Annotated in this window: 23 protein-coding genes; 8 read left to right on the top strand and 15 right to left on the bottom strand. The window is 60.0% G+C overall.

The window, feature by feature from the left end; all coding sequences use genetic code 11:
• Window position 1 precedes the first annotated feature (1 nt).
• From BR48_RS0113665 to BR48_RS0113655, 3 genes are read right to left on the bottom strand one after another with little or no spacing between them, the layout of a single operon-like run.
• Entirely contained in the window at window positions 2-589 is a 588-nt protein-coding gene (locus BR48_RS0113665; RefSeq protein ID WP_027231815.1) for a sarcosine oxidase subunit gamma family protein, read from the bottom strand.
• The gene (locus BR48_RS0113660; RefSeq protein ID WP_027231814.1) at window positions 582-3,569 is read right to left on the bottom strand and encodes a sarcosine oxidase subunit alpha family protein; all 2,988 of its coding nucleotides are present in this window, start codon (window positions 3,567-3,569) and stop codon (window positions 582-584) included. Before BR48_RS0113660 ends, BR48_RS0113665 begins: the two co-directional genes overlap by 8 nt.
• A complete protein-coding gene (locus BR48_RS0113655) occupies window positions 3,566-3,841 on the bottom strand; it encodes a sarcosine oxidase subunit delta (RefSeq protein WP_027231813.1) in 276 nt (91 codons plus the stop codon). Before BR48_RS0113655 ends, BR48_RS0113660 begins: the two co-directional genes overlap by 4 nt.
• On the opposite strand from BR48_RS0113655, the gene BR48_RS26225 reads away from it, so the two are divergent.
• The 5 genes from BR48_RS26225 (at window position 3,834) to BR48_RS0113635 (ending at window position 10,734) form a co-directional block, all read left to right on the top strand.
• Window positions 3,834-4,166: a hypothetical protein gene (locus BR48_RS26225; protein WP_139217655.1), complete on the top strand. Its 333-nt coding sequence runs from the start codon at window positions 3,834-3,836 to the stop codon at window positions 4,164-4,166. The two genes, BR48_RS0113655 and BR48_RS26225, sit on opposite strands and share 8 nt — an antisense overlap.
• Before the next feature lie 44 nt (window positions 4,167-4,210).
• Window positions 4,211-6,613, top strand: a complete 2,403-nt coding sequence (locus BR48_RS0113650; RefSeq protein WP_228019400.1) for a mechanosensitive ion channel family protein — start codon at window positions 4,211-4,213, stop codon at window positions 6,611-6,613.
• 119 nt (window positions 6,614-6,732) lie between these two features.
• Window positions 6,733-6,996 carry a hypothetical protein gene (locus BR48_RS0113645; protein WP_027231811.1) on the top strand — a complete coding sequence of 88 codons (264 nt, stop codon included), beginning with the start codon at window positions 6,733-6,735 and terminating at the stop codon, window positions 6,994-6,996.
• Window positions 6,997-7,224: 228 nt separating this feature from the next.
• Window positions 7,225-9,741 carry an FAD-dependent oxidoreductase gene (locus BR48_RS0113640; protein ID WP_027231810.1) on the top strand — a complete coding sequence of 839 codons (2,517 nt, stop codon included), beginning with the start codon at window positions 7,225-7,227 and terminating at the stop codon, window positions 9,739-9,741.
• Between the two features lie 141 nt (window positions 9,742-9,882).
• On the top strand, window positions 9,883-10,734 hold the full coding sequence (locus BR48_RS0113635; RefSeq protein ID WP_027231809.1) for a DUF1194 domain-containing protein: 852 nt from the start codon (window positions 9,883-9,885) through the stop codon (window positions 10,732-10,734).
• A gap of 1 nt (window position 10,735) precedes the next feature.
• Here the strand turns inward: BR48_RS0113635 and BR48_RS0113630 are convergent, their stop codons facing one another.
• Together BR48_RS0113630 and BR48_RS0113625 are read right to left on the bottom strand one after the other, a co-directional pair.
• On the bottom strand, window positions 10,736-11,734 hold the full coding sequence (locus BR48_RS0113630) for a GlxA family transcriptional regulator (protein WP_027231808.1): 999 nt from the start codon (window positions 11,732-11,734) through the stop codon (window positions 10,736-10,738).
• A gap of 221 nt (window positions 11,735-11,955) precedes the next feature.
• Window positions 11,956-12,213 (bottom strand): hypothetical protein, encoded by a 258-nt coding sequence (locus BR48_RS0113625; RefSeq protein ID WP_027231807.1) that lies wholly within the window; start codon window positions 12,211-12,213, stop codon window positions 11,956-11,958.
• Between the two features lie 141 nt (window positions 12,214-12,354).
• Between BR48_RS0113625 and BR48_RS0113620 the strand changes: the two genes are divergently transcribed.
• Window positions 12,355-13,257: a LysR family transcriptional regulator gene (locus tag BR48_RS0113620; protein WP_027231806.1), complete on the top strand. Its 903-nt coding sequence runs from the start codon at window positions 12,355-12,357 to the stop codon at window positions 13,255-13,257.
• Window positions 13,258-13,267: 10 nt separating this feature from the next.
• Here the strand turns inward: BR48_RS0113620 and BR48_RS0113615 are convergent, their stop codons facing one another.
• The 9 genes from BR48_RS0113615 to BR48_RS0113575 all read right to left on the bottom strand — a co-directional run bounded on the left by BR48_RS0113615 (window position 13,268) and on the right by BR48_RS0113575 (window position 21,419).
• Window positions 13,268-13,990: a copper homeostasis protein CutC gene (locus BR48_RS0113615; protein WP_027231805.1), complete on the bottom strand. Its 723-nt coding sequence runs from the start codon at window positions 13,988-13,990 to the stop codon at window positions 13,268-13,270.
• Entirely contained in the window at window positions 13,987-14,901 is a 915-nt protein-coding gene (locus BR48_RS0113610) for an ROK family protein (protein ID WP_027231804.1), read from the bottom strand. Before BR48_RS0113610 ends, BR48_RS0113615 begins: the two co-directional genes overlap by 4 nt.
• A 76-nt stretch (window positions 14,902-14,977) precedes the next feature.
• Entirely contained in the window at window positions 14,978-17,005 is a 2,028-nt protein-coding gene (locus BR48_RS0113605; RefSeq protein ID WP_113280346.1) for an ASKHA domain-containing protein, read from the bottom strand.
• 144 nt (window positions 17,006-17,149) lie between these two features.
• Window positions 17,150-18,118: a methyltetrahydrofolate cobalamin methyltransferase gene (locus BR48_RS0113600; RefSeq protein WP_027231802.1), complete on the bottom strand. Its 969-nt coding sequence runs from the start codon at window positions 18,116-18,118 to the stop codon at window positions 17,150-17,152.
• Window positions 18,119-18,128: 10 nt separating this feature from the next.
• Entirely contained in the window at window positions 18,129-19,001 is an 873-nt protein-coding gene (locus BR48_RS0113595; RefSeq protein ID WP_081815878.1) for a methylenetetrahydrofolate reductase, read from the bottom strand.
• 16 nt (window positions 19,002-19,017) lie between these two features.
• Window positions 19,018-19,320 (bottom strand): virulence factor, encoded by a 303-nt coding sequence (locus tag BR48_RS0113590; protein ID WP_027231800.1) that lies wholly within the window; start codon window positions 19,318-19,320, stop codon window positions 19,018-19,020.
• 117 nt (window positions 19,321-19,437) lie between these two features.
• Window positions 19,438-20,106 carry an exopolysaccharide biosynthesis protein gene (locus BR48_RS24585; protein WP_051614961.1) on the bottom strand — a complete coding sequence of 223 codons (669 nt, stop codon included), beginning with the start codon at window positions 20,104-20,106 and terminating at the stop codon, window positions 19,438-19,440.
• 70 nt (window positions 20,107-20,176) lie between these two features.
• On the bottom strand, window positions 20,177-20,758 hold the full coding sequence (locus BR48_RS0113580) for a DUF4893 domain-containing protein (protein ID WP_036814407.1): 582 nt from the start codon (window positions 20,756-20,758) through the stop codon (window positions 20,177-20,179).
• 37 nt (window positions 20,759-20,795) lie between these two features.
• Window positions 20,796-21,419 carry a DUF1638 domain-containing protein gene (locus BR48_RS0113575; RefSeq protein ID WP_027231798.1) on the bottom strand — a complete coding sequence of 208 codons (624 nt, stop codon included), beginning with the start codon at window positions 21,417-21,419 and terminating at the stop codon, window positions 20,796-20,798.
• Between the two features lie 70 nt (window positions 21,420-21,489).
• On the opposite strand from BR48_RS0113575, the gene BR48_RS0113570 reads away from it, so the two are divergent.
• Entirely contained in the window at window positions 21,490-21,645 is a 156-nt protein-coding gene (locus BR48_RS0113570) for a hypothetical protein (protein WP_027231797.1), read from the top strand.
• A gap of 93 nt (window positions 21,646-21,738) precedes the next feature.
• Here BR48_RS0113570 and BR48_RS0113565 read toward each other — a convergent pair whose 3' ends face one another.
• Window positions 21,739-22,434 carry a B12-binding domain-containing protein gene (locus BR48_RS0113565; protein WP_027231796.1) on the bottom strand — a complete coding sequence of 232 codons (696 nt, stop codon included), beginning with the start codon at window positions 22,432-22,434 and terminating at the stop codon, window positions 21,739-21,741.
• Between the two features lie 277 nt (window positions 22,435-22,711).
• Here BR48_RS0113565 and BR48_RS0113560 point away from each other — a divergent pair, with 277 nt between their 5' ends.
• Complete coding sequence (locus BR48_RS0113560; RefSeq protein ID WP_027231795.1) at window positions 22,712-24,298, top strand: trimethylamine methyltransferase family protein; 1,587 nt, start codon at window positions 22,712-22,714, stop codon at window positions 24,296-24,298.
• The last annotated feature ends 54 nt before the right edge of the window (window positions 24,299-24,352 follow it).

Genomic DNA, 24,352 nt, shown 5'->3' with positions numbered 1-24,352 from the left:
ATCATTCGACCTTGTACCCAACTTCTTCTGCCGCATGGCCGAGCGTTTTCCAGAACGACCGCGCAAAGGTGCGGAAGACATAAAGGTCGAAGGTCTCGTCGTCGATACGCTGGATATTGGCGTGGATGTCGTGATGCAGGGTCGCCCGCCCATAGGCGATAGGAAAGGCGTGCTCCGAAAAATCGATGGCGAAGAGCTTGGACAGCACCCATTCGGCATCAGGGCCACTGACCCGGATAACCGTCCGCCCGTGCGTGAGGTCGATGATCGTCGCAAGGTCGGCGGAAATGACGGACCGCAGGCGCAGCTCAAGTTCGGGCGTTGCGGCGACGACAAAATAGCGTCCGGGCGCAAAGCCGAACACTGACTTCTCACCGGCAACGCGGCCGAGCCCCGGCTTGTTCTGCAAGACGAGCCCCGTCGCGCTGCCTATGGCGGTCAGCACTTCTGGAATGGTGTCGCTCCAGGCGGTGATCTGGATAATCGAAAGTCCGATCCGCTCGCGGATCGTCACGCCGACCCCGCCGGCGGCATTGCCATGATCGCCCGTCACGTAGGCAGAGCCGATTGGCGATTGAAGCTCAGCCATGCATGCGGCTCCCTTCTGGATCATACATATGGTGGCTGACGATCTCGACCGGGCAGTGCCTGCCGCGCAAAAGGTCGGTGGCGAAGGCGCGGTTGCCGATCATCGACGTTCCGTGCTTGACCAGCGCCAGCGCGATATATTTGCCGAGCGCCGGCGAATAGCAGGCAGCGGTGACATGGCCAAAGCTGTCGGCGGGCTCGCGCGGCCTTGCATCGGTGACGATGTGGCTGCCCCCGGTGATCGCCTGATTGTCGAGCGAGACGAGGCCGACGAGCGAAAGCCGGTTCTCGTCCTTGAGCCCCTCGCGGCCAAGCATGGCGGAGCCGATGAATGGCTTTTTCTTCGACAGCATCCAGTCGAGGTGAAGATCATGGGCGCTGGCGCGTCCGTCGATCTCGGCGCCGGTCACGTGTCCCTTCTCGATGCGCAGCGTTCCAAGCGCCTCAAGGCCGTAGGGCATGACGTCGAACGGTTTACCGGCCGTGAGCAGGGCTTCCCAGACCCTCGTCCCGTAGCCCGAACCGCAATAGACTTCATAGGCGAGTTCGCCCGAGAACGAGAGGCGGCAGACCATGACTGGTACGCCCTCGATCTTGCCATGGACGATGCCCATGAACGGCAGAGTGTCATTGTCGACCTTTGTGCCGGTAACGCAGGCTTCCAGCAGCGCGCGTGCCTTTGGTCCGGCAACGGCCGTACCCGCCCATACGTCGGTGACCGAGGTCAGATGGACGCGCAGTTCCGGCCAGATGCAGTCGAGGTAATATTCCAGATGCTGCATCACCGGGCCGGCATTCGCGGTCGTGGTCGTCATCAAGAACTGCGTCTCGCCGAGGCGCCAGGTGGTGCCGTCATCGAAGGCAAGCCCGTCCTCGCGCAACATCAGGCCGTAGCGCGCCTTGCCGACCGGCAGCGTCGAGAACATGTTGGTATAGACGCGGTCGAGAAGCTCCGCCGCATCGGGTCCTTGAATATCGATCTTGCCAAGTGTCGAAACATCGACAATGCCGACGCTCTGGCGCACGGCACGCGCCTCGCGCACATAGGCCTGCTCGACCGTTTCGCCATGGCTGCCGTAGATCATCGGACGATGCCAAAGACCGGCCTCGTACATCTTGGCGCCGTTGGCGAGGTGCCAGTCATGCATCGGGGTCAGCCGATGCGGACGCAGGTCGCCGTAGCGTTCGCCGGCAAGAGCGCCAAACGACACCGGCGTGAAGGGTGGGCGGAAGCGCGTCGTGCCAGCTTCCGGTATCGAGATGCCGCGGGCATCCGCCATGATCGCGAGGCCGGGGACATTCGAAGTTTTGCCCTGATCCGTCGCCATGCCGAGGGTCGTATAGCGCTTGAGATGCTCGGCAGAATGGAAGCCTTCCCGATAGGCGAGGCGAACATCGTCGGCGGTCACATCATGCTGGAAGTCGACGAATGCCTTTTGCGATTTTGCCGAAGGCTCGATCTGGAACACAGGCGCAGGCGAGGCGTCGAGCATGGGCGCTTCGACCGGCGGCAAGATCAGCCGGCTCTTGGCCGAACCCTTGGTCGCCGCATCGGAGAGCACGCTGATCGTATCCATGTAACCGGCTGCAGCACCCGTCACCACCCAGTTCTGGTTGGGTTCGGGCGGGAGGAATGCCTGCAGGTCCTCGTCCCATTCCGGCTTGCCGCCGGCCTGGCTCGCAAGGTGAATGGCCGGTGACCAGCCGCCGGAAACGCCAAGACAGTCGGTGCGGATTTCGCGGGGCGCACCTGAGACCCGGCCTGTTTCGGCATTGAAATGCTGGACCGTGATCGAACTCAACGTCTTGCCGGCGTGGGTTCCAGTCACGGCATGGCCGGTCAGAAGCTCGGCGTTTGCCGCAGTGGCGATATCGCGGCAGGCACCCGACACATCTGCGCGAACATCGACGATGGCGACGATATTGACGCCTGCAAGGGAAAGCGCCCGCGCGGCTTCGTAGGCGCTGTCATTGTTGGTGAAGAGCGTGACGTTGCTCCCGGCTGCGACGCCATATTCCACCGCATAGCGGCGCACTGCGTCGGCGAGCATGACGCCTGGACAGTCATTGCCCGGGAAGACCATGGGCCGCTCGAAGGCGCCGGTTGCAAGAATGGTCTTGCCGGTACGAATGATCCAGTGGCGCTGGCGGGGCTGTCCCTTGGTGCGGTTGGGCTTGAAGTCGGAGACGTGTTCGATGGCAGTCAGGACATTGCCGTCGTAATAGCCCCAAACCGACGTCCGGGTCAGAAAGCGCACATTCGGCATGGCTGCCAGAGCCGCCGCCTTTTCACGTGCCCAAACCGACGGGTCGCGGCCGTCGATCGTCTCGGCCGAGGCGAGCAGCGAACCTCCCGGAAGCGGCCTTTCTTCGGCAATGATAACGCGCGCGCCAGTGCCGGCCGCTGCTTCCGCCGCAGTGAGGCCAGCAGGACCACTGCCGACGACGAGCACGTCGCACCAGGCGTTCATGCGTTCGTAGCGATCCGGATCGGGCGCGGTGCCGGCCTTGCCGAGGCCGGCTGCGCGGCGAATGAATTTTTCGCAGAACATCCAGAACCGCGTGCCACGCAGCGGGCCGATGGCCGGGCCCATGAACGTTTTGTAGTAAAATCCGGCGGAAAACAGCGGTCCGGCCAGCTGGTTGATGGCCATGAAATCATGGTCGAGCGAGGGAAAGCGGTTCTGGCTTTGGGTTACCAGCCCGTCATGGATCTCAAGCTCGGTTGCGCGCACGTTCGGTTCGCGGACGTCGCCGGAAAGCACGGTGACAAGCGCATTCGGCTCGTCGCTTCCCGCGGCAAACACGCCCCGCGGCCGGTGATACTTGAACGACCGGCCAAAAAGGGTGATGCCGCTCGCAAGCAGCGCCGAAGCGAGCGTGTCGCCGGGATGACCGCTGTAAGCCTTGCCGTCGAAGGTGAAGCGAACCGATTTCGAACGCTCGATGCGTCCGCCCTTGGGAAGCCTTGAACTCGTCATGCCTGTCCACCGCTCGCAACGTCGCGCGCAAAAGCCACGGATGAAATGGCATGGGTGGTCATGTCGCGGGTAACGACCAGATGCTGCCGACAGCCGCCGCTGTGCAGCCAGAACTCACGGTGCAATCCCGATGGATTGCTGCGGTCGTAGACATAGGCGTTCCAGACGTCCGGATCGTTGGACAAGGGCTCCGGGCGCTTTCGCGTCGCATCGCCCTGATAGGTAAATTCGATGACGTCGCGCGGTCCGCAATAGGGGCATTTGATGATCATGATCTCATTGTCTCGAAGGCGAATCGTTTGGACGTTGATGGCGGCGTTGGTATCGGGAAGCCCAATCCAGCAGAAACTCAAGGGACGGGTCAAGACGAGCCCGGTTGTATTCGGGCAAAATGCACGATCGAATTGTGCTCCGGCTCTTCATGGTATTCCCCAGATTATGCTACTGTCCGAAGCAAAGCTCGATCACCACGATTGCGGCGGGCACTGTCGCTGCGCCGACCATTCAGGCAATGAAATCAACAACAGCCTTGATTGTGCCGAGATCCGTATGCTTATGCGCAACGAAGACAGTTCACAGGTGGATATGAAATCGTGATTTTCCGCATGATCCGGCAGTTCGTATCGATGATTGTCGCGGTAATGCTTCTGGCAGCCGTGGTTCCATATGCAAGCGCGCAGCAAGCGCCGGACGCCGTACCGGACGTCGAGTCGGCAGTTGTCGCCGAACAGCGCCCTGCGATAGATGCCGTGAAGAAGCAAATCTCGAACTACGACCAGCAGAAGCTGAAGGCCGATACGGACGCCACGCTCGCCGACCTTCGCCTCAACCTTGAAGGCACATCGAAGAAACTCCTCGACATCGGCGTGTCGTTTCGCCCGCGTATCACCGAAATCAACGCTCGTCTCGATCAGCTCGGACCGCCTCCGCCACAGGGCCAGCCGCCGGAGGCCCAGATTGTCACCGACGAGCGCATACGGCTGACGACTGAGAAGGCGGAAATCAATGCGGTTCTTGGCGAGACCGAAGACCTGCTGATCCAGGTCAACCGGATGATCGATGCCATTGGCGAGGCGCGGCGCGAGCTCTTCACCAACACATTATCGCAGCGGGTCGATATCAACTATTCGCTCGGCAGCGAGATCGTCACCGCCTATGGCCAGGAACTGCAGACGATGAACAGGCTCGTCTCGTCCTGGTGGCGCTTTGTGGTCACGTTCAAATGGCAATCGATGCTGGCTGCCACCTTCTTTGCCGGTATTGCCGCATTGGTACTGCTGATCGGCGGCCGGCGTACGATCGGCCACCTCTACTTCCGCGATCCGGGCATCGAGGCGCCATCATATCTCAGCCGCCTCGCGGTGGCATTCTGGTCGACGCTGATGCGCTCGCTCACCGTGATCGTGTTCCTGGCGACGACTTACCTTTTCCTGGGCTATTTCAATGTGATGCGGCCGGACATTGCGTCGCTGATCTACATGCTCTTCTGCGTGATCGGCATCGTCTTCTTCGTGCATGCCCTGGCGCAGGCGGTAATCTGTCCCGGGGCGCCAAACTGGCGGCTGGTGCGGGTCGCTCCGCGGCCGGGCCGTATTCTCATGGTGCTGATCACGGCGACGGCGACGATCACCGGACTTGATTACATTGCCGATACGATCAACCAGATCGCCGCATCGGCGCTGTCGCTGACTGTGGCCAAGAGCCTCTTCGCCACGGTCCTTGTCGGCCTGCTGATCATTGCAATGGCCTTCCTGAAGCCGCTCGAGGACGCCGAGAGCGGGGCGACCAAACCTTGGCCGCGCGCCATGCGGATATTCCTTTTTACGATTGGCCTCGTTCCGATCATCGCGGCGTTCTTCGGCTATATCGGGCTTGCCCGCTTCGTTTCGCAGCAGATCATCATCAACGGCGCCGTGCTTGTGACGATGTATCTCGGCTTCCTGACGGCGCGGGCGGTGTCGGACGAAAATGCGCTGGCCGGCACCAAGCTCGGCCAGGCGATACAGAAGCGTTTCGGGCTTGACGAGACGACTATGGACCAGCTCGGTCTCGTTGCCAGCATCGTCATCAACGTCTTTGTCGTCATCCTCGGCATCCCGGTCATCTTGCTGCTCTGGGGCTTCCAGTGGAGCGAGATGTCGGCATGGTTCCTGACCATCGCCACCGGCTTCCAGATTGGCTCGTTCAACATTTCGCTGATCGCCATCGCCACCGGCGTCCTTCTGTTCGCGCTGTTCTATTTCTTCACACGCTGGTTCCAGGGCTGGCTCGACACGCGTGTCATGGCGCGTGGCAAGCTCGATTCAGGCGTGCGCAACTCGATCAGAACCGCCGTCGGTTATCTCGGCCTGGGCGTTGCTGCCGTCATCGGCGTCTCCGCGGCGGGCATAAACCTCTCCAGCCTTGCGCTCGTTGCCGGTGGTCTCTCGCTCGGTATCGGTTTCGGCATGCAGGCAATCGTATCAAACTTCGTCTCTGGCCTCATTCTTCTCGCCGAACGGCCATTCAAGGTCGGCGACTGGATCGAGACCGGCGGCGTTGGCGGCATCGTCAAGAAGATCAGCGTGCGCGCAACGGAGGTCGAAACCTTCCAGCGCCAGTCGCTCATCATTCCGAACTCGTCGTTCATAAATGGCAGCGTCGGCAACTGGACGCATCGCAACAAGCTTGGGCGCGTTGATATTGCCATCGGCGTTTCTCACAAGGTCGATCCTCGTCGCGTTCATGACCTGTTGATGGAGATCGCCCGCAGCCATCCTCTGGTGCTCAAGAACCCCGAACCCTTCGTGGCGTTCTCGGCAATTCTCGATTCGACCATGCAATTCGAAATAAGGGTTCACCTTGCCGATCTGTCCAATTCCGGCTCGGTCCAGAACGATGTCCGATTTGCCATCATCGATCGCTTCTCAGAAGAAGGAATTGAAATTCCCTATCCGCAGCGCGACGTGAACCTGCATTTGGAGGATGCGGATTCGATCGTCGAACTCCTGACCAAACGCGTGCGCGACGAACTTGCGGCAGATGGCAAGAAGTTCAAACAATAGTCGCTTGCGCCCGGGCTCCAGTGTTCAGTTGCCGTTCACGTTGATGCCGTTATAAATGTGGGTGACAAAGGGCCTGGCGGGGCCTTGCAACAGGGGCGGTGGCTACCACCGGGTTTGGAATGAAGAAGTTTGTGATTGCCGTTGTGGCGAGTGCGATTTCGATCGGATCGGCTTATGCGGCGAGCGTAAAGAACAATGACACCAATGCGCAGACGCTTGTCGTGACCGAAGGTTCGACCAAGACCCAGTTGCAGGTTGGCGCTGGTGAGACGGTTGAGTTCTGCAGCGGCGGTTGCTTCGTCACCTTTCCGAACGGTGACCGCGAGGCGCTGACTGGTGGCGAGACCGTCGAAATGACCGGCGGCAAGATCTCGATCAAATAGCCTGACGAAAAGCTTGAAGGAACGGTGGCTGGCTGGATTGATTTTCAGCCGGCCATTGGTTTTTCAGGCACCGGATGGCCTCGCAAGTCCTTGACTGTTTGCCACGCGTCGCGGCGTGTTTTCGCCATGTCGCAAACAGGCCTTAGCGATGGACATGCTGGGCGGCATAGTGCAAAAAAACCGGCGCAAGCTTTTCGCCCATCGATCGATATCAAAGGATAAAGTGCAATGAAGACTGAGGCGCGTGTTGTCGTTATCGGCGGTGGTGTGGTGGGCGTCTCGACGCTCTATCACCTTGCCAAGAAAGGCTGGAGCGACGTTGTCCTGATCGAGCGCAAGGAACTCACCTCGGGCTCAACCTGGCATGCGGCCGGATTGCTGCCGCTGTTCAACATGAGCTACTCGGTCGGCCAGATCCATAAGTACTCGGTGAAGTTCTATCAAGAACTGCAGAAGGAAACCGGCATGAATGTCGGCTTCACCAACTGCTCCAATATTCGTCTCGCCCGCACCAAGGACCGCTGGGACGAGTACATGTATTACGCAGGCGTCGCCGAGACGATCGGCGTCCCGGTCAAGGTTCTGACGCCGCAGCAGGTCAAGGAAATTTGGCCGCTCGCCGAAATCGACGGCATTCTCGGCGCGATCCAGCATCCGGACGATGGCTACATCCAGCCGGCGGACCTTACGCAGGCGCTGGCCAAGGGCGCTCGCGATCGTGGCGCAACCATCTATCGCTACACGACCGTGCTCGGCATCGAGCAACTGCCCTCCGGCCAGTGGCTGGTGAAGACGGACAAGGGTGACATCACCGCCGAACACGTCGTATCGGCAACTGGCAACTTCGCCCGCAAGACCGGCAAGATGGTCGGGCTCGATGTTCCGGTCATTCCGGTGGAACACCAGTACATCGTCACCGAGCCGCATCCGGCGATCCTGGAGCGCAAGGCCAAGGGCCTGCCGGAAATGGGCGTGCTGCGCGAGAGCGATTCGTCCTGGTATATGCGCGAGGAAAATGGCGGCCTGCTGCTCGGACCTTACGAGAAAGGCGCGCCGATCTGTTATGTCGATGGCCCGTCGGACGAGAGCGAGTACGAACTCTTCCAGGAGGATCTCGACCGGCTCGAACCGCACATCGAAACCGCGATTGCTCGCGTTCCTGCCTTTGCCGAGGTCGGCATCAAGAAGGTCTATAACGGCGCAATCGCCTATACGCCTGACGGCTCGCCGATCATTGGACCTGCGCCGCGCCTGAAGAATTTCTGGCTCAACGAAGGCCACTCCTTCGGCGTGACAGCCGCAGGCGGCGCCGGCTGGCAGTTGGCCGAATGGATCGTCGAGGGCGAACCCTCAATCGACATGATGGGCGTCGATCCGCGCCGCTTCGGTCCCTATGCGACCGAAGGCTATCTCAAGGAGAAGAACGAGGAAGCCTATGCCGAGGTCTTTTCGGTGCACTACCCGGACGAAGAACGCGGTGCTGCGCGGCCGCTCAAGCGTTCGCCGTCCTACGACCGCCAGAAGAAGCTCGGCGCCGTATTCGGAACCGTCTATGGCTGGGAACGGGCCAACTGGTTTGCGCCTGAGGGTTATGGGCTCGACGTCGCCAAGCTTGAAAAGCCCGATGTTCTCATGAACCAGAACCATCCGAAGCCGGATGCCGAAGGCAAGGTGAAGGAACTCTGGTCGTTCCGCCGCTCCAACTATTTCGAGCATGTCGGCAACGAGATCAAGAATGTCACCAACAATGTCGGCCTGCTCGACATGTCGGCCTTCGCCAAGATAGAAGTTACCGGACCCGGTGCGCGCGCCTGGCTCGATTCAATCCTTGCCAATCGCATCCCCAAGAAGCAGGGCCGAATTGCCCTTTGCCATCTTCTGACAACGCGCGGCGGCGTGCGTTCAGAGTTCACCGTTTATGAATGGGCGCCCGGCAAGTTCTACCTTGTCTCGGCCGGCGCCTATGAAAACCACGACCACGATTATCTGCACAAGCTGCTGCCCGACGATGGCTCGGTGACGCTGCGCCCGATTACCCAGATGTACGGGGTCCTCGTGCTTGCGGGTCCGAAGAGCCGGCAAGTTCTGGAAAAGCTCACCCGCGCCGATCTTTCCAACGAAGCTTTCCCCTGGCTTTCGGGCAAGGAGATCAGCGTTGGAACGGCAACAGCACATGCGCTGCGCGTCAACTTCGTTGGCGAGCTTGGCTGGGAACTGCATCATCCGATCGAGCAGCAGAATACGATCTACGATCTCCTGCTCGAGGCCGGTGCCGAATTCGGTATCAAGCCATTCGGCATCCGTGCGATGACGGCTATGGCCGTCGAGAAGTCGTACCGTCTGATCCCGCGCGAATTGTCGATCGAATACAATGCGTTCGAAAGCGGTCTTGATCGTTTCGTACATCCGAACAAGGGCGAGTTCATTGGCCGCGACGCGGTGGTGAAGGCTCGCGAAGACGGCTTGAAATGGAATTTTGTCACGCTTGAAGTGCATGTGCCGGGTGTCTCTGACGTTGATGCCCGCGGCAGCGAACCGATCTATATGAAAGGCGAACTCGTCGGCCGCGCTACCCATGGCGGTTATGGCTGGCGCCTCGGCAAGAGCATTGCGCTCGCCATGGTCAAGCCGGAATATTCGGCGCTTGGCACACAACTCGAGATCAAGATCCTCGACAAGATGCACAAGGTTACCGTCATTCCGGAATCGCCGTTCGACACCGAGAACGAACGGCTAAAGGCGTAGCGCCTTCGCAACAGCGAACATGAAATGCTGGACGGCGCCGTGGAGGCGCCGTTTCTGCGTTTGAACCTGTGGTTGTTCAACAGAATGTGAACGCACTGGAAGTTGCTTTGCGTTGCATCGTTTTGCGCTACACTTTGCTTCATGTCATCGCGAAGGAAAGCTCTCTGCAGTTTTCTGTCACTGGCGGCACTGATCGCCAGCTTTGAAACGCGCGCGCTTGCCGCCGATCTCGATGTGGACGTCGAACTTGTTCTTGCCGTCGATGCTTCGCGCTCAATGGAGCCTTTCGAGCAGAAGATTCAGCGCGAGGGCTATATCGCTGCGTTTCGGCGCAAGGAAGTTATTGATGCCATTCGCGAAGGGGTGAACGGACGCGTCGCGATCACCTATGTCGAATGGGCCGGCTCGACCGTCCAGCGGATCATCATTCCCTGGACACTGGTCGACAGTGCGGAAGCATCGCAGAAACTGGCGGATGCGCTGGATCAGCCGATACCTTCGACCCAAAGCCGCACGTCAATTTCCGGTGCAATCGATTTCGGCAGTTCGCTGTTCGACAATAACGGCTTCAAGGGCATGCGCAAGGTCATCGATATTTCCGGCGACGGCGCCAACAATAATGGCCGTCCGGTAGCCGACGCACGCAACGAGGCGGTGGCCAAGGGCATCGTCGTCAATGGGTTGCCGCTGATGACGCGCGGCGATTTCTATTCAGACTGGGCTGTTGCCGATCTCGATATCTATTACAGCAACTGCGTGATCGGCGGTCCCGGCGCCTTCATGATCCCCGTAAATTCATGGGATCAGTTTCCGGAGGCGGTCCGCCGCAAGCTGGTGCTGGAACTCGCAGGAAAGACGCCGGCAGTTCAGAAGGCCGATTGGCGGGATGCGGGGAGACTGCCAGTCATCCTTGCTGAAGACAAGCCGATGTATGATTGCCTTTCCGGCGAGCGCATATGGCAGCGCCGCATGCAGGACTGGGAATCCCGGTAACTTAAGCCGCCATCAATTGCTTGCGGTCCGCGCGCTCCTGTTGCGGCGAGCGGCCGTAGAGTTCGCGGTAGCATTTGGAGAAATGCGAAGCGGAGACGAAACCGCAGGCAACGGCGACCTCGACAATCGGCATTGACGACTGGATCAGCAGGTGGCGCGCGCGGTCGAGGCGGATTTCAAGATAGTAGCGGGCAGGGGATCTTCCCATTTCCTGGCGGAAGAGGCGCTCGATCTGCCGGCGCGACAGGCCGACATGATCGGCGATCTCGATCAGCGACAAAGGCTCGGAGAGGCGCGCTTCCATGAGTTCAATAATCGTCAGCACCTTTGAGTTCTGAACGCCGAGGCGCGCCCGCAGCGGCAGGCGCTGGCGGTCGTGCGGGCTGCGAACACGGTCGGTGAGGGCCTGCTCGCAGACGCGGTTGACGATATTGTCGCCGAAATCATCGCCGATGAGCTTGAGCATCATGTCAAGCGCCGCGGTGCCGCCGGCGCAGGTATAGATGTTGCCGTCAACCTCAAAGAGATCGGCATAGACATCTGCCTTGGGGAACGCTTCGGCAAAGCCCGGGAGGTTTTCCCAATGGATGGCACAGCGCTTGCCCGAAAGCAGACCGGCCGCCGCCAGGATGTGTGCGCCGGTGCAAAGTCCGCCTACCGCGACGCCGCGGTTGAACTCTTCGCGGAGCCACGCGAACACGGATTTGTTCTGGAATTTCTCGACGTGGACGCCCGAGCAGACAAAGACCATGGACGGTCGATCTCCGCCCGTAAGGTAGCGACGTTCGTCTTCCAGGGATGAGGATGCGGCGCATTCGACGCCGTTGGATGCCGTCACCGGCTTCCCATCCACGGAAGCAAGGCGCCAGCGATAGGCTTCGTATCCAAGCATTCTATTGGCAATGCGCAGCGGCTCGATCGCTGTCGCAAATGCGATCATCGAAAAGTTCGGTACGAGGAAAAATACGAAAGACCGCTTGGTCAGACCAACATGATCCATTTGATTCTGTGTTCCCGCTATTGGCTTCAAGGCCATGTCGCAACTGAAGCAGTGGCTTCAGATTACTGCTGTGGTCTTTTGAGCTTTTTTGCAGATAGAAACATAGAATTATTCTAAATGGAAGGGTCTTGCCCTGTGTCGCAAAAGCGCAGGCATCACATATGATAAAAGGGAGCGGATACGCCGTTATCCGCTCCCTTTACAAGGCTAATCTCATGATCTTAGCGCTGGCTAGGCTTGATTTCGTTGTAGTCCCTGATCTGTCGTTCATAGAGGTCCGGCCAGCCAATGTCGCAACGGATGCTGTCCGGGAGCGAATCAAGCGCCAATTCCGTTTCGCGCATCCGGCGACGGCGAGCAATGAGCTGGCGAGCATAGTTCATGCCTTCAGCCCAGCGGTGCAGCTGATCGGTTGCGAATGAGGCGAGACGTTCGGCCACGCTTGCATTGCGATGATAGAGTTCGTCACAGGTAGACATTGTCTTCTCCTCTCTAGGGATACGGTGGCAATTTCAACGCCATCCGTTTCTATGATCTTGACTATCTGCCCAAGTTGATGTTCAATCAAACGAAATTACGGAACACTATGCTTAAGAAAAATTGATGGAGGATTTGGCGATATGTCAGCACCAATGCATCATCCCATCCCGATCCTGGATCTCGACGTCTTGCGCACGTTCGCGATGATTGCGGAGACGGGTAGTTTTTCGAGTGCGGCGAATGCGGTGTTCCGCACGCCCTCAGCCGTTTCGATGCAGATCAAGAAGCTTGAGGAAACGCTTGGTCACGTATTGCTCGAACGCGATGCGCGTTCAGTAAAATTGACGCCGAGCGGCGAGGTCCTGCTCGGCTATGCGCGGCGTATGCTGGCGCTCAATCGCGAGACGGTGGCAAAGTTCATTGCGCCGACCGTGTCGGGAGTCGTCCGCCTCGGCGCTCCAGACGATATCGGCGAGCGGGTTCTTCCCTTCGTGTTGAAGCGATTCGCCGAAACCCATCCCGATGTCACGGTGGATGTTGTCATCGATCAGAGCAACGGCCTGCGCAAGCGGCTCGATGAGCAGCGCCTTGACGTGACGTTGGTCAATGTCAACGAAACGCTGGCCAAGGTCGAGGAGATCGAAATCCTCATGACCGAGGAGATCATCTGGGCTGGGGCCAAGTGCGGCACCGCACATGAGCGTAATCCGCTGCCGCTTTCCATGTGGGAAGAGGGGTGCATCTGGCGCGCCAACGCGATCAGTGCGCTCGAAAGCGCGGGCCGCGACTATCGCGTGGCCTATATGAGTGCGCATACGATGGGCCAGCGCGCCGCCATTCTCGCCGATCTGGCCGTTGCCCCGTTCTCGAAGTTCCTGCTGGATGACAATATGGTGCAGCTCGGATCCGAGCATGGCCTGCCGCGGCTCGGCGAATCGAAGCTTGGAATGCTGGTCGCCAAGAATGCAGGCGCCCATGTGAAGGCGGTCGCCCAGCATCTCAGGGTTTATTTCGAAGGGTACGAGCGGACCGGCAGGCTCTGAGTCAAGGCTCTTACGCCCGCAGGCAGAATTCCTTCAAGGCGCGCACGCGCTCGACGCTCGTCATTTTCTGCGTCGGCGTCTCGAAACCGAGGCGCCGCGCGCCTTCGCTCAATGGCGGCGCATCGACAGATCCCGACGAGTGAATTTCGGTGAACGGGATACGCTTGAGCAACGTCTCGACATTGCCGATGTTGACACCCGAGCCGGGCATGACCTTGATCCGGCCGTCGGCGCGAGCAAACGTTCGTTCCAGATCGTCGATGCCCTCAATCCCGGTCAGGGCGCGGCCGGACGTCAATATGCGCTCGAAACCGAGTTCGACCGCTGTTTCCACCGCTTCATCGAGATCGGGGACAAGGTCGAAGGCGCGGTGCAAGGTGACGCCGAACCCATCGCATTGACGGATGAGGCGTTCGAGCGTCGCATGGTCCAGTGTCCCATCCGCATGGTTGGCGCCGAAGACGACGCCTGCCAGATCAGCGCTGCGCATGGCATCGATCTCGCGCAACATGGCGTCGATGTCGGCTTCCCCATAGACGAAGTGCCCGGGCCGCGGGCGGATCATCGCATAGATCGGTATCAGTGCCACCGCGGCCTGTCCGATCAACCCGGGGGTTGGCGTAAGGCCGCCGACTTCGAGCGCCGAACAAAGCTCGATACGGTCCGCGCCTCCGGCAATAGCCGCCGCAAGTCCCTCGGGGCGGTCGACGCAAATTTCGAGAAGAACACTCATTTGACAGCTTCCATCAATCCCAGGACCCCAGCACCAATAAGGCCGGGCTCAATTTTCAGTTCGCCAGGGATGACCAGCGGCTTGTCGGTCTTCCGCAGGATTCGAGCGCGCACCGCTTCATCGAGCCGGCGGATCAGGTTTACCGAATTGGCAAGTCCGCCGCCGACCGGGACGATCGAAGCGCCGACGACATTGAGGGTCATCGCCAGAGGACCGCTGACGATATCGATATAGCAATCGATTGTGCGCTCCGCTGCCGCGTCGCCCCTATCCCAGGCCGCGATGATATCGGTGCTCGGCAGGTTCACGCCATGAAGATGCGCATGGAGCTTTTCCATGCCCCGCGCCGCGCCGATGGCATCGACGCAGCCGATCTGGCCGCAGCCGCAGGGAAAACGCGGTATGGCGACCGGCGGATTGCCGGCGAGGGTCGCCGCGACGGGGCCATGACCCCATTCCCCGGCAAAACCGCCCGCGCCCTCATGGATCTTGCCGTCGATGACGATGCCGCCGCCGACGCCGGTGCCGAGGATGATGCCGAAGACGACGCGGTGACCGCGCCCGGCGCCGACGACAGCCTCCGACAGCGCGAAACAGTCGGCATCATTGGCAATGAGCACGCGCCGCTGCAGTTTCTCGCTCAGGTCGGCTTCGAGCCTGCGCTGGTGAACGCAAGGAATATTGGCGCAGGTGATCCTGCCCGTATCCGTATCGACTACCCCGGCAATGGAAATGGCGATAAGGCTTTGCGGATCCGCGCCGCCATCCGCGGCGATCTTTTGGATTACGCCTGCAAACGCGTCGAAATCATGGAGCGGCGTCACCACCTTGGGCACCGGTCTTATATCCTCGGGCGAATAGGCGATCGCACCCTTGATCGCAGATCCGCCAATATCGAAGCAGGCTATCATGGAAAATCGAATCCGGAATCAAACATCATCGATGCTTGATAGCGGAAAACCGCGACAAGGACAAAGCGGCCGAGGCCTATTCGCGGTTGCGCCTTGCCGCGCGATCCTCGCGCGAGCGGCGGCGCGGCGTGGCATCTCCGGCAACCCCGTCCTCGCTGACATTCTTGCGCGCGGGCAAGGTCACGGCGTGGGAGAGTTTCGGGAAGGGATCAATCTTGTTCGGCATCGCCATGGCGTGGACGAAATGCTCCTGGAACTTCGGCTCGAGGGCGGTCTCGATCTTTTCGATCCGAGTCACTGTATCCTCGATCTCGCGCCGATAATTGCGGTTGAGGAGCGCCATGCGCGCGCCGGTGCCTGCGGCATTGCCGACCGCCTTGACCTTGTCGAGATCGCAATCGGGGATAAGGCCGAGCACCATCGCATATTTCGGATCGATGAAGGAGCCGAAGGCGCCGGCAAAGCTGATCTGGTCGACGTGGTCGATGCCAAGCTTGTCCATCAGGAGCTTGACGCCGGCATAGAGCGCGGCCTTGGCAAGCTGGATGGCGCGCACATCGTTCTGCGTGATCGTAATCGTCGGCGAGCCTTCGTGCAGGAGATATGAGAATGTCCGGCCATTGGCCCTGACACGCGGCGAACGGGCGGCGAGGCTGCCGTCAACGACGCCATCCTCGGAAATGATGCCCGAGAGATACATTTCGGCAATTACCTCGATAATCGCCGAGCCGCAAATTCCGGTAATGCCGCTTGTCTGCACCGCTTCGTCGAAGCCCGGTTCGTCGGACCATTGTTCGGTGCCGATGACGCGGAAGCGCGGCTCGAGTGTCAACGGATCGATGCGCACGCGTTCGATAGCGCCCGGGGCTGCACGCTGGCCACCGGAAATTTCCGCGCCTTCGAAGGCCGGCCCGGTGGGCGAAGAGGCCGCGACCGTGCGATGCTTGTTGCCGAGCACGATTTCGGCGTTGGTGCCGACATCGACGAGCAGCATCATTTCGTCCTGGCGGTGCGGACCTTCAGCAAGCGTTGCGGCCGCAGCGTCGGCGCCGACATGGCCGGCAATGCAAGGCAGCATATAGACGCGGGTTCCGGCATTCATCGGCAGGCCGATATCCGACGCCTTCAGATGCACGGCGCCGGATACGGCGAGCGCGAACGGCGCGCCGCCAAGTTCCGTCGGGTCGATCCCGAGAAAGAGGTGGTGCATGATCGGATTTCCGACGAACACCGCATCGAGAATATCCTCGCGCGCGACCTCGCCTTCGGCGCAAACCTTGTCGATCAGCCCGTTGATCGCCTCGCGCACGGCCGCAGTCATCGCTTCACGTCCGTCGGGGTTCATCATGACGTAGGATACGCGGCTCATCAGATCTTCGCCGAATCTGATCTGCGGATTGGACGCGCCTGCCGAAGCAATGGTGCGCACCGAAAGCAGCGACGAAAGATGCATGGCGATCGTCGTCGAGCCGATATCGCAGGCGATGCCGTAGGCCTCGTTCTTGAGACCCGGCCAGAGGCCGACCATGGCGGGACGCGAGTTTTCCTCGTCGTGGTAGATGGCGGCAGTGACGCCCCAATTGCCCTTGCGCAGGATCTTCTGCACGTTCGGCAGGATGTGCGTATCCACCTGAAGGTTGCGAATGCCCCATTCCTTTTCCAGCGCAGCCTTCAGGCGATCGAGATCGCCGAGCGGCTTGTGCATGTCCGGCTCTTCGACCTCGACATAGCACATGTGGATCGCAGGGTTGCGCTCGATGATGCGCGTATCGGCGGCCTTGCGCACGACCTGCGCATTGACCTGCACGTCCTGGGGAACATCGACGACGAGATCGCCGAGGATCGTGGCGGAGCAGGAAAGGCGGCGGCCTTCCTTGAGGTCGCGCTTTTCGGCATAGCGCTGCTCCTTGGGGCCGAATTCCGAGATGTGGTCATTGGATGACGTAATGCCATGCTTGGCGAAACGGCCTTCCTGAACCTCGACCTGGCAGCGTCCGCAAATGCCACGGCCGCCGCAGACGCTCTCGACATACACGCCGAGCGTGCGCGCCGCTTCGAGTATTGGCGTTCCAACGGCAAATCGTCCGCGCTTCCCCGACGGCATGAAGAGAACCAGCGCTTCCTTTGCCGATGTCTCAGGTGCTTTGACGGGTGCGTTCAAGATCGATGCTCCAAAACTTGCGGGGCGAGGGGCAGCATTTGCCACCCACCGCCTTGTTAGACCGGGCTGTCCGGCTGAGGCAAATGCTCAGCCTGCGGCGCCGCGCCGCGCCTCGCGGCCGCCACGGCGGCGACCGCCACCGGCGCCATCGGCTGGAACCGAGGGCGTGGCTGCGGGCGCAGCTCCAGCCGCTGCCGGCTGATGGTCGCGATACTTCTTGATCCAGTAGATACAGTTCGGGTCGGTGCCGTTGAGAACGTTGGCGGCGTGCACTGCCTCCATCTCCTGCGGGCGGCATGGGTTCATGATCGCCGAGGTCATGCCTGCACCGATCACCATCGGGATAAAGCCCGCATTGATGCCATGGCGATGCGGCAGGCCGAAGGAAATGTTGGAAAGGCCGCAGGTCGTGTTGACCTTGAGCTCCTCGCGCAGGCGGCGCAAAAGCGCAAATACCTGGCGCCCCGCATCGCCCAGCGCACCAATCGGCATGACCAGCGGATCAACAACAATATCATGCGCCGGAATGCCGAAATCGGCAGCGCGTTCGACAATCTTCTTGGCGACGGCGAAGCGCACGTCCGGATCCATCGAAATGCCGGTCTCGTCGTTTGAGATGGCGACAACAGGCACGTTGTACTTCTTGATGAGGGGGAGGATCGCCTCAAGCTTTTCTTCTTCGCCTGTCACCGAATTGACGAGCGGACGGCCCTTGGCGACCTTCAGAGCCGCCTCGATGGCGGCGGTTACGGAGCTGTCGATGGAGAGCGGCACGTCGACGAGGCCCTGGACGATCTCCAGAGTCTGCACGAGCAAGCCAGGCTCCGTGGCGTTAGGATCGACGGCAGTTACGCCGGCATTGACGTCGAGCATCGTGGCGCCAGCCGCTACCTGCTCCAGTGCGTCCTTGATCACCGTGTCGAAGTTGCCTGCGACCATTTCGGCAGCGAGTTTCTTGCGGCCGGTCGGATTGATCCGCTCGCCGATCACGCAGAAAGGCTGGTCAAATCCGATGATGATTTCTTTGGTCGCCGAGGCAACGATCGTACGGGTCATGCAGGGAACCTCAGTTTGCGGCTGCGTTTGCGGAAGAGTACTGCGCGTTGTTTACGTTCCAGGAGCCACGTTCGACAAGCCACTCGGAGGTCTTTTTCAGGCCGCCAAACGGGAAGAGGTGGATCTGCTTGATCGCCGACATCGGATTGGCAATGACATGCTGCTCGATCGGGCCGACAACGCCTTCCGGCGAATGGCTCGTGGCGAGAGCGGTCAAGGAGAGCGCGTTCTTCTTCAGGAAGCTGATCGAATTGCCGACGCCGCACATGGCCGCGTATTTAATGAGCGTGGTGATCTTGGCGGGACCGGCAACACCGAGATGGACCGGTAGGTCGATGCCATGCTCGCGCAGCGATTCGGCGTAGCGGATGAAGCGCTCGGCATCGAATCCGAACTGGGTGACGACGCGCAGCTTAGCGCCGGTGCGCTCGCCGAAGTTTTTCTTGAGACGAAGCGCCTGGAGGGCGACCGCTTCGGAAAACTCAGGGCTGCCCTCAGGATGGCCGGCAACGCCCATTTCGTTGATGCCGTATCTGTCGAAGAAGCCGGTTTCGAGCACCTGCATGGTCGAGGAGAATTCGCCCGCCTGGCGCTCCATCCCGCCGCCGATAACCAATATGTCGGTCACGCCTGCTTCTTCGGCAGCGCGGCGGATGCGCGTTTCAAGCGCAGCCTTCGTCGACAGGCGCCGCGAGGCGAAGTGCGGTACCGGCTTGTAGCCGAGATCATGAACGCGCTTGGCCGCGGCCGTCAGCGTATCGACGCTGTCGGTGCCCATGTCGGTAATGTAGACGCGGGTACCGGCTGGAAACAGACCAGGCAGGTCCTGCGATTCGATAGCCTGGCGTGCCGCCACTTCGATGGATGCTGCGATCTTTGTCATTGGCTTCGCTTTCAATTCATGAATTGTCATGTCCACCTGCCTTTACAAGCGCCACAAGGCGTTCCCGATCATATTCATTTTCAATGCGGGCTAGGGCTGCGTCAGCCTCGCCGTCAAGATCATCACTTACCGGCACCGGAATGCCGCGACGCCATTCCGCGAGATAGGCGTCGGAATCCCTGGCGCCTATGCGCATCGCGCACATGTCGATAGCCTCGGTAAATCGAAGGGAAAGCTCGCGCTTGGCTGCCTGGCGGCCCTTCTTGACGGTCACTTGAGCGGGAATGTCCCGCCAATAAACGACAATAAGATCAGCCATGCAATTCAACCTCCGATAACGACCCTTTTGCCGGAATATCAGGGGTTAAGCTTGCTATCTCACGACGCGCGACCACTCAAATGCGACGTCATTCATTTGCGCTTTTGCGACAGGCAATCAGAAGGGCCAGAACGTCGCGGCGTAGCTGACTGCGCTTGCCGCAGCAAAGGCGACACCGAAGACAATGCTCATCGAGACAAGGCCAAGGGCGAGGCCGGCAACCATCAGCCTGCCGTCGCGCTCACACAGCGCAATGCCGATGATGACGGTGGCCAGCGCCGGCAGCCAGTTCGACAACGGCATGGGAATAACGACCGACATGCCGAGAATGGTGGTGAATACGCCAAGCCAGCGGTCGCCCTGACGGCGGCCGAACGGCCAGTTGCGTGGCCGGATAAAGCGCTCCAGCCACTGCAGCCAGGGAACGACCTTGTCGGAAACAAGCCGGAAACGCTCGGGCGAAATGGTCTTGTCGCGCATGAATGAAGGTAGCCACACGGATTCGCGGCCCATGACCATCTGCACGGAAAGAAGAACCAGCGGGATACCAGTGATGACGCCGGTTCCAGGGGGCAGCGGCAGCAGGTTCAAGATGGCGAAGAAGGTGAGGAGCGCGGCGAAGCTGCGATCGGTGAAGGCGTCTTCCAGTTCGGCGAACGAAACCGGCTCCGTTGCCGACCGCGCCAGGTCCTCGAAGACCTGGGACAGGGAGCGGGGATCGTTATCGGCCGCATGCAAATCAGGCTTGTGCGGCTTTATTTCGTTGTTAGCGTCGATGGCTGCCATCTTATTGTCGTAGGTTCAAGTTTCGACGCATATGGCGCGGCAATGGTGACATTGCAATGACGAAAGTGTCTCAGCGCCTGAGTTCGATGATGTCCATGAGGGATTCGAGGGCGGGGGCTGGAAACTCGATTCGGAACTCGTTTTTGCCCGTGCGATAGGCGTAGCCGACCTGATCGGTATCGGGCCCGGCGCCATAGCGTTTTGGCTTTTCGCCTGCAACATAGCCGGCGCCGAGATAGGTCAGGCGCTTGTCGCTCTGTGTGTAGAAGCGGCCCTTGGTGCGCTGCGAACCGCTGGTTTTCTCGAGCATCCAGCCGGATCCGTCGTCCGTAACGCGGCATTTGAACCAACCATAGACGGTTAGCGGCGGTTGCTTGCCAAGCTTGATGATGCGGCATTGCCAATTGCCCACCATATCGAAGCCTTCATTGAAGGCGAGCGCCGGCTTGGCGAGAACCCCATCGAGCTGCGCCACATCGCCTGAAGTGCCGCCCTTCCTCGCCGCATCGACAGCGGCGGTTCGCGTCGCTTCATATTTATCGAGCCGCGACTGGTCCGATTTGGTGATCAGCCGTGTGATCTCGCCATCTGCAAGCGCACTGGCAGGCAACAACAGGCAGAAGATCGTGGCGAGGGCGGCGCGACAGGTCATGAGGGCTCCTTGGAGGCGTGGGGTTTGCGGTGCGCGTCTAAAGGGTTGCGGCTGCGGTCAGGGCCGGGATGAGATCGCCATAGCCGGTGAGGCGGCGCTCATAGGCAAGACCCAGAAAAGCTGCGGCGGCCTCGGCCTTGCGGCTGAGCGCCGGATCATCGGTTTGCGCCATGTAGATCATCTTGGTGTAATTGCTGAAATACATGTCGCGCAGTTCGGGGTGACGGTCGAGGCCAAGAGGCTTCACCATGAAGGCCTCGAAATGTCTTGCGAGGAAATCGGTCATGAAGAACGATGTCATGTCATCTTCCCACTGCGCACCGAAGGCTGCATTGCCGGCGTAGAAGGAAAAACAGTGCGGACCTTCGATCCGCTCGACGCCATGCTTCTCACACACACGGTCGAGCAGGCCTCCGGTGCCGCAATCCGCATAGCCAACGAAAATACGGGAAATGCCCGCCGCCTTGGCCTTGACTATGGCGCGATCCACAGCAGGAGCAATCTTGTCCGGGTAGTGGTGATAGATCGCCGGCAGGCATTTCAAGTCGATATGGTGGAGGCCGAATTGCTCCTGGATGGCAAGAATTTCACGCGCAATCATGCCGCAGGCGATGACGCGCACGGTCTGTGTTGATTTCGTTGACTTTTGTTGAAGAGTCATGGAACCGATGATGCTCTATCGCGTTATCCGACCGTTGAATTTCATTTTAGCAGAACGGGAGACACAATCCATGAAACTATCACATATCGTTCCGATTGCCGCTATACTTGCAGTTGTTGCACTTGCAGGTTGCGCAAATACCATACGCGGCGTGGGCGCCGATGCGGCCAACACCGTTAATGCTACGCAGAACGCCGGCCATCGCGTCGCCAAGGCTGCCAACTAATCTGTTGATTCGGATTAATTTTATTACTTAGTAGTCTATTCTTTATAGATGTTCTGAAAACGGCCGCGTCTGACGCGGCCGTTTTCATATGCGTCAGGCCGAAAGCTGGTTGTGCTTGCGCTTCATGTAGGATTTGGCTGTTTCAACCGCGACGGCCGCATCGCGGCAATAGGCGTCAGCGCCGACAGCCTTGCCGAATTCCTCATTGAGCGGCGCGCCGCCGACGAGAACGACATAGTCGTCGCGAATACCCTTTTCCTTCATCGTGTCAATGACGACCTTCATATAGGGCATGGTCGTCGTCAGCAGCGCCGACATGCCGAGAATGTCTGGCTGATGCTCTTCGATGGCGGCGAGGTAGTTCTCGACAGGATTGTTGATCCCAAGGTCGATCACGTCAAAGCCGGCGCCTTCCATCATCATGCCGACGAGGTTCTTGCCGATGTCGTGAATGTCGCCCTTGACGGTACCGATGACGAGCTTGCCCTGTTTTGGCGCTCCGGTCGCTGCCAGGAGCGGGCGCAGAATGAACATGCCGGCTTTCATCGCATTGGCCGAGAGCAGGACTTCGGGGACGAACAGGATGCCGTCGCGGAAATCCTCACCGACGATGCGCATGCCTTCGACGAGCGCCTCGGTGAGGACCCTGTAAGGTGCCCAGCCGCGCTCGAGCAGAATATTCGTGCCTTCCTCGATCTCTTCCTTCAACCCGTCATACAGATCGTCATGCATTTGCTCGACGAGTTCATCGTCCGAAAGCTCCGAAAGAATGATTTCATCATCGGCCATGGGTCTGCTTCCTTTCAAGCGTTATGCACAGGTCCGTAGCACAGAGCGACACTGGATAATATGGGTGCTTTGTCGCCCGCTGGCATTCGTTTAACATATCGGGCAAGTTGCTGAAAACGCATTGCTTAAAAGCGACCTTGTAAATGACGAAAACGACCGGATGTTTGTCTCCGATGCGCCATCACGTGCCGCACACGGAAACGCCCCCGCAGGCATGACGGTTAGGATTTGGTCTGATTGATTGGAAGTCTGCGCTTCGTGCGCCTGGAGAAAGACAATGATTGAGGAAACACCCGTCGATGCACCCGCGGAAACCGACACCGGCGGCGGACGCCGCAGTCGTGGCGCCAGTGGTGGCGCCGCCGCCCGTCGTGCGGCACGTTCCGGCGGTGGTCCCGGCAAGTCGCTGACCTATATCACGCGCAAGATTCGCACCTACGAAGTGCTCGATGAAGAAGGACTGGCGCTGATCGAGGCCAATGCCGATACGGTGCTTGAAGAGACCGGCATCGAATTTCGCGACGACGCGGAAGCTCTGGCGCTGTGGAAGGAAGCTGGCGCCGACATCAAGGGCGAGCGCGTCCATTTTCCCAAAGGGCTGCCGCGGTCGCTTTTAAAGACTGCGCCCTCGATCTACACGCAGCACGCGCGCAATCCCGAGCGTTCGGTCCAGATCGGCGGCGACGCGACGGTATTTGCACCCGTCTACGGTCCGCCTTTCGTGCGCGACCTCGACGGCAATCGCCGCTATGCGACGATCGAGGATTTCAATAATTTCGTGAAACTCGCCTATATGGCGCCGTCGATCCATCATTCGGGCGGCACGGTGTGCGAACCGGTCGACGTGCCGGTCAACAAGCGCCATCTCGATATGATCTATGCCCATATCAAATATTCCGACAAGCCGTTCATGGGCTCGGTGACTGCGCCCGAGCGCGCCGAAGATACGATCGCCATGTGCAAGCTCGTATTCGGCGAGAACTATCTCGACGAAAACACGGTTCTGACCAGCCTGATCAATGCGAACTCGCCGATGGTGTTCGACGAGACGATGCTCGGTGCCCTGAAGGTCTATGCTCGCAACAACCAGGCATGCATCGTTACGCCGTTCATTCTTGCCGGTGCGATGAGCCCGGTGACTGTTGCCGGCACGCTTACCCAGATCCTGGCCGAAGTGCTGGCCGGCGCAGCCCTGACGCAGCTCATCCGGCCGGGCGCGCCGGTCATTTTCGGCACGTTCGCTTCGTCGATTTCCATGCAGTCGGGCGCGCCGACCTTCGGCACTCCGGAGCCGTCGCTGGTCTCCTACGGCGCCGCACAGCTTGCACGCCGCCTTGGCCTGCCATTCCGTACAGGCGGCTCGCTTTGCGCTTCCAAGGTTTCGGACGCGCAGGCCGCCTATGAAAGCGCCAATACGCTGAATTCGACGTTGCTTGCCGGCACGAACTTCGTCCTCCACTCGGCCGGCTGGCTCGAAGGCGGTCTGGTATCGTCCTATGAGAAGTTCATGATGGATATCGATCAGCTCGGCATGGCGCAGAAGTTTGCGGCCGGCGTCGATCTTTCGGAGAACGGCCAGGCGATGGACGCCATCCGCCAGGTTGGACCCGGAAGCCACTATCTCGGCTGCGATCATACGCAGGCGAATTTTCAGACGGCTTTCTACCGCTCGAACATTGCCGACAACAACTCTTACGAGCAGTGGCTGGCCGAAGGCGAAAAGCGCGCCGACCAGCGCGCCAACGAACTCGCCCGGCGCTGGCTCGATTCCTATGAGGCCCCGTATCTCGATCCGGCAATCGATGAATCGCTGAACGAGTACATCGCCAAGAAGAAGGCCTCGATGCCCGACGCTTTCACTTGAAAGAAGCCCGAGGACGGCCGGGCTAAAGTGGCCAATCTGATCCATAAGGAAGTC

This window comes from Phyllobacterium sp. UNC302MFCol5.2, assembly GCF_000686005.1.
Taxonomy (GTDB): Bacteria; Pseudomonadota; Alphaproteobacteria; order Rhizobiales; family Rhizobiaceae; genus Phyllobacterium; species Phyllobacterium pellucidum.
This window is presented reverse-complemented; position numbering and strand designations above follow the sequence as displayed.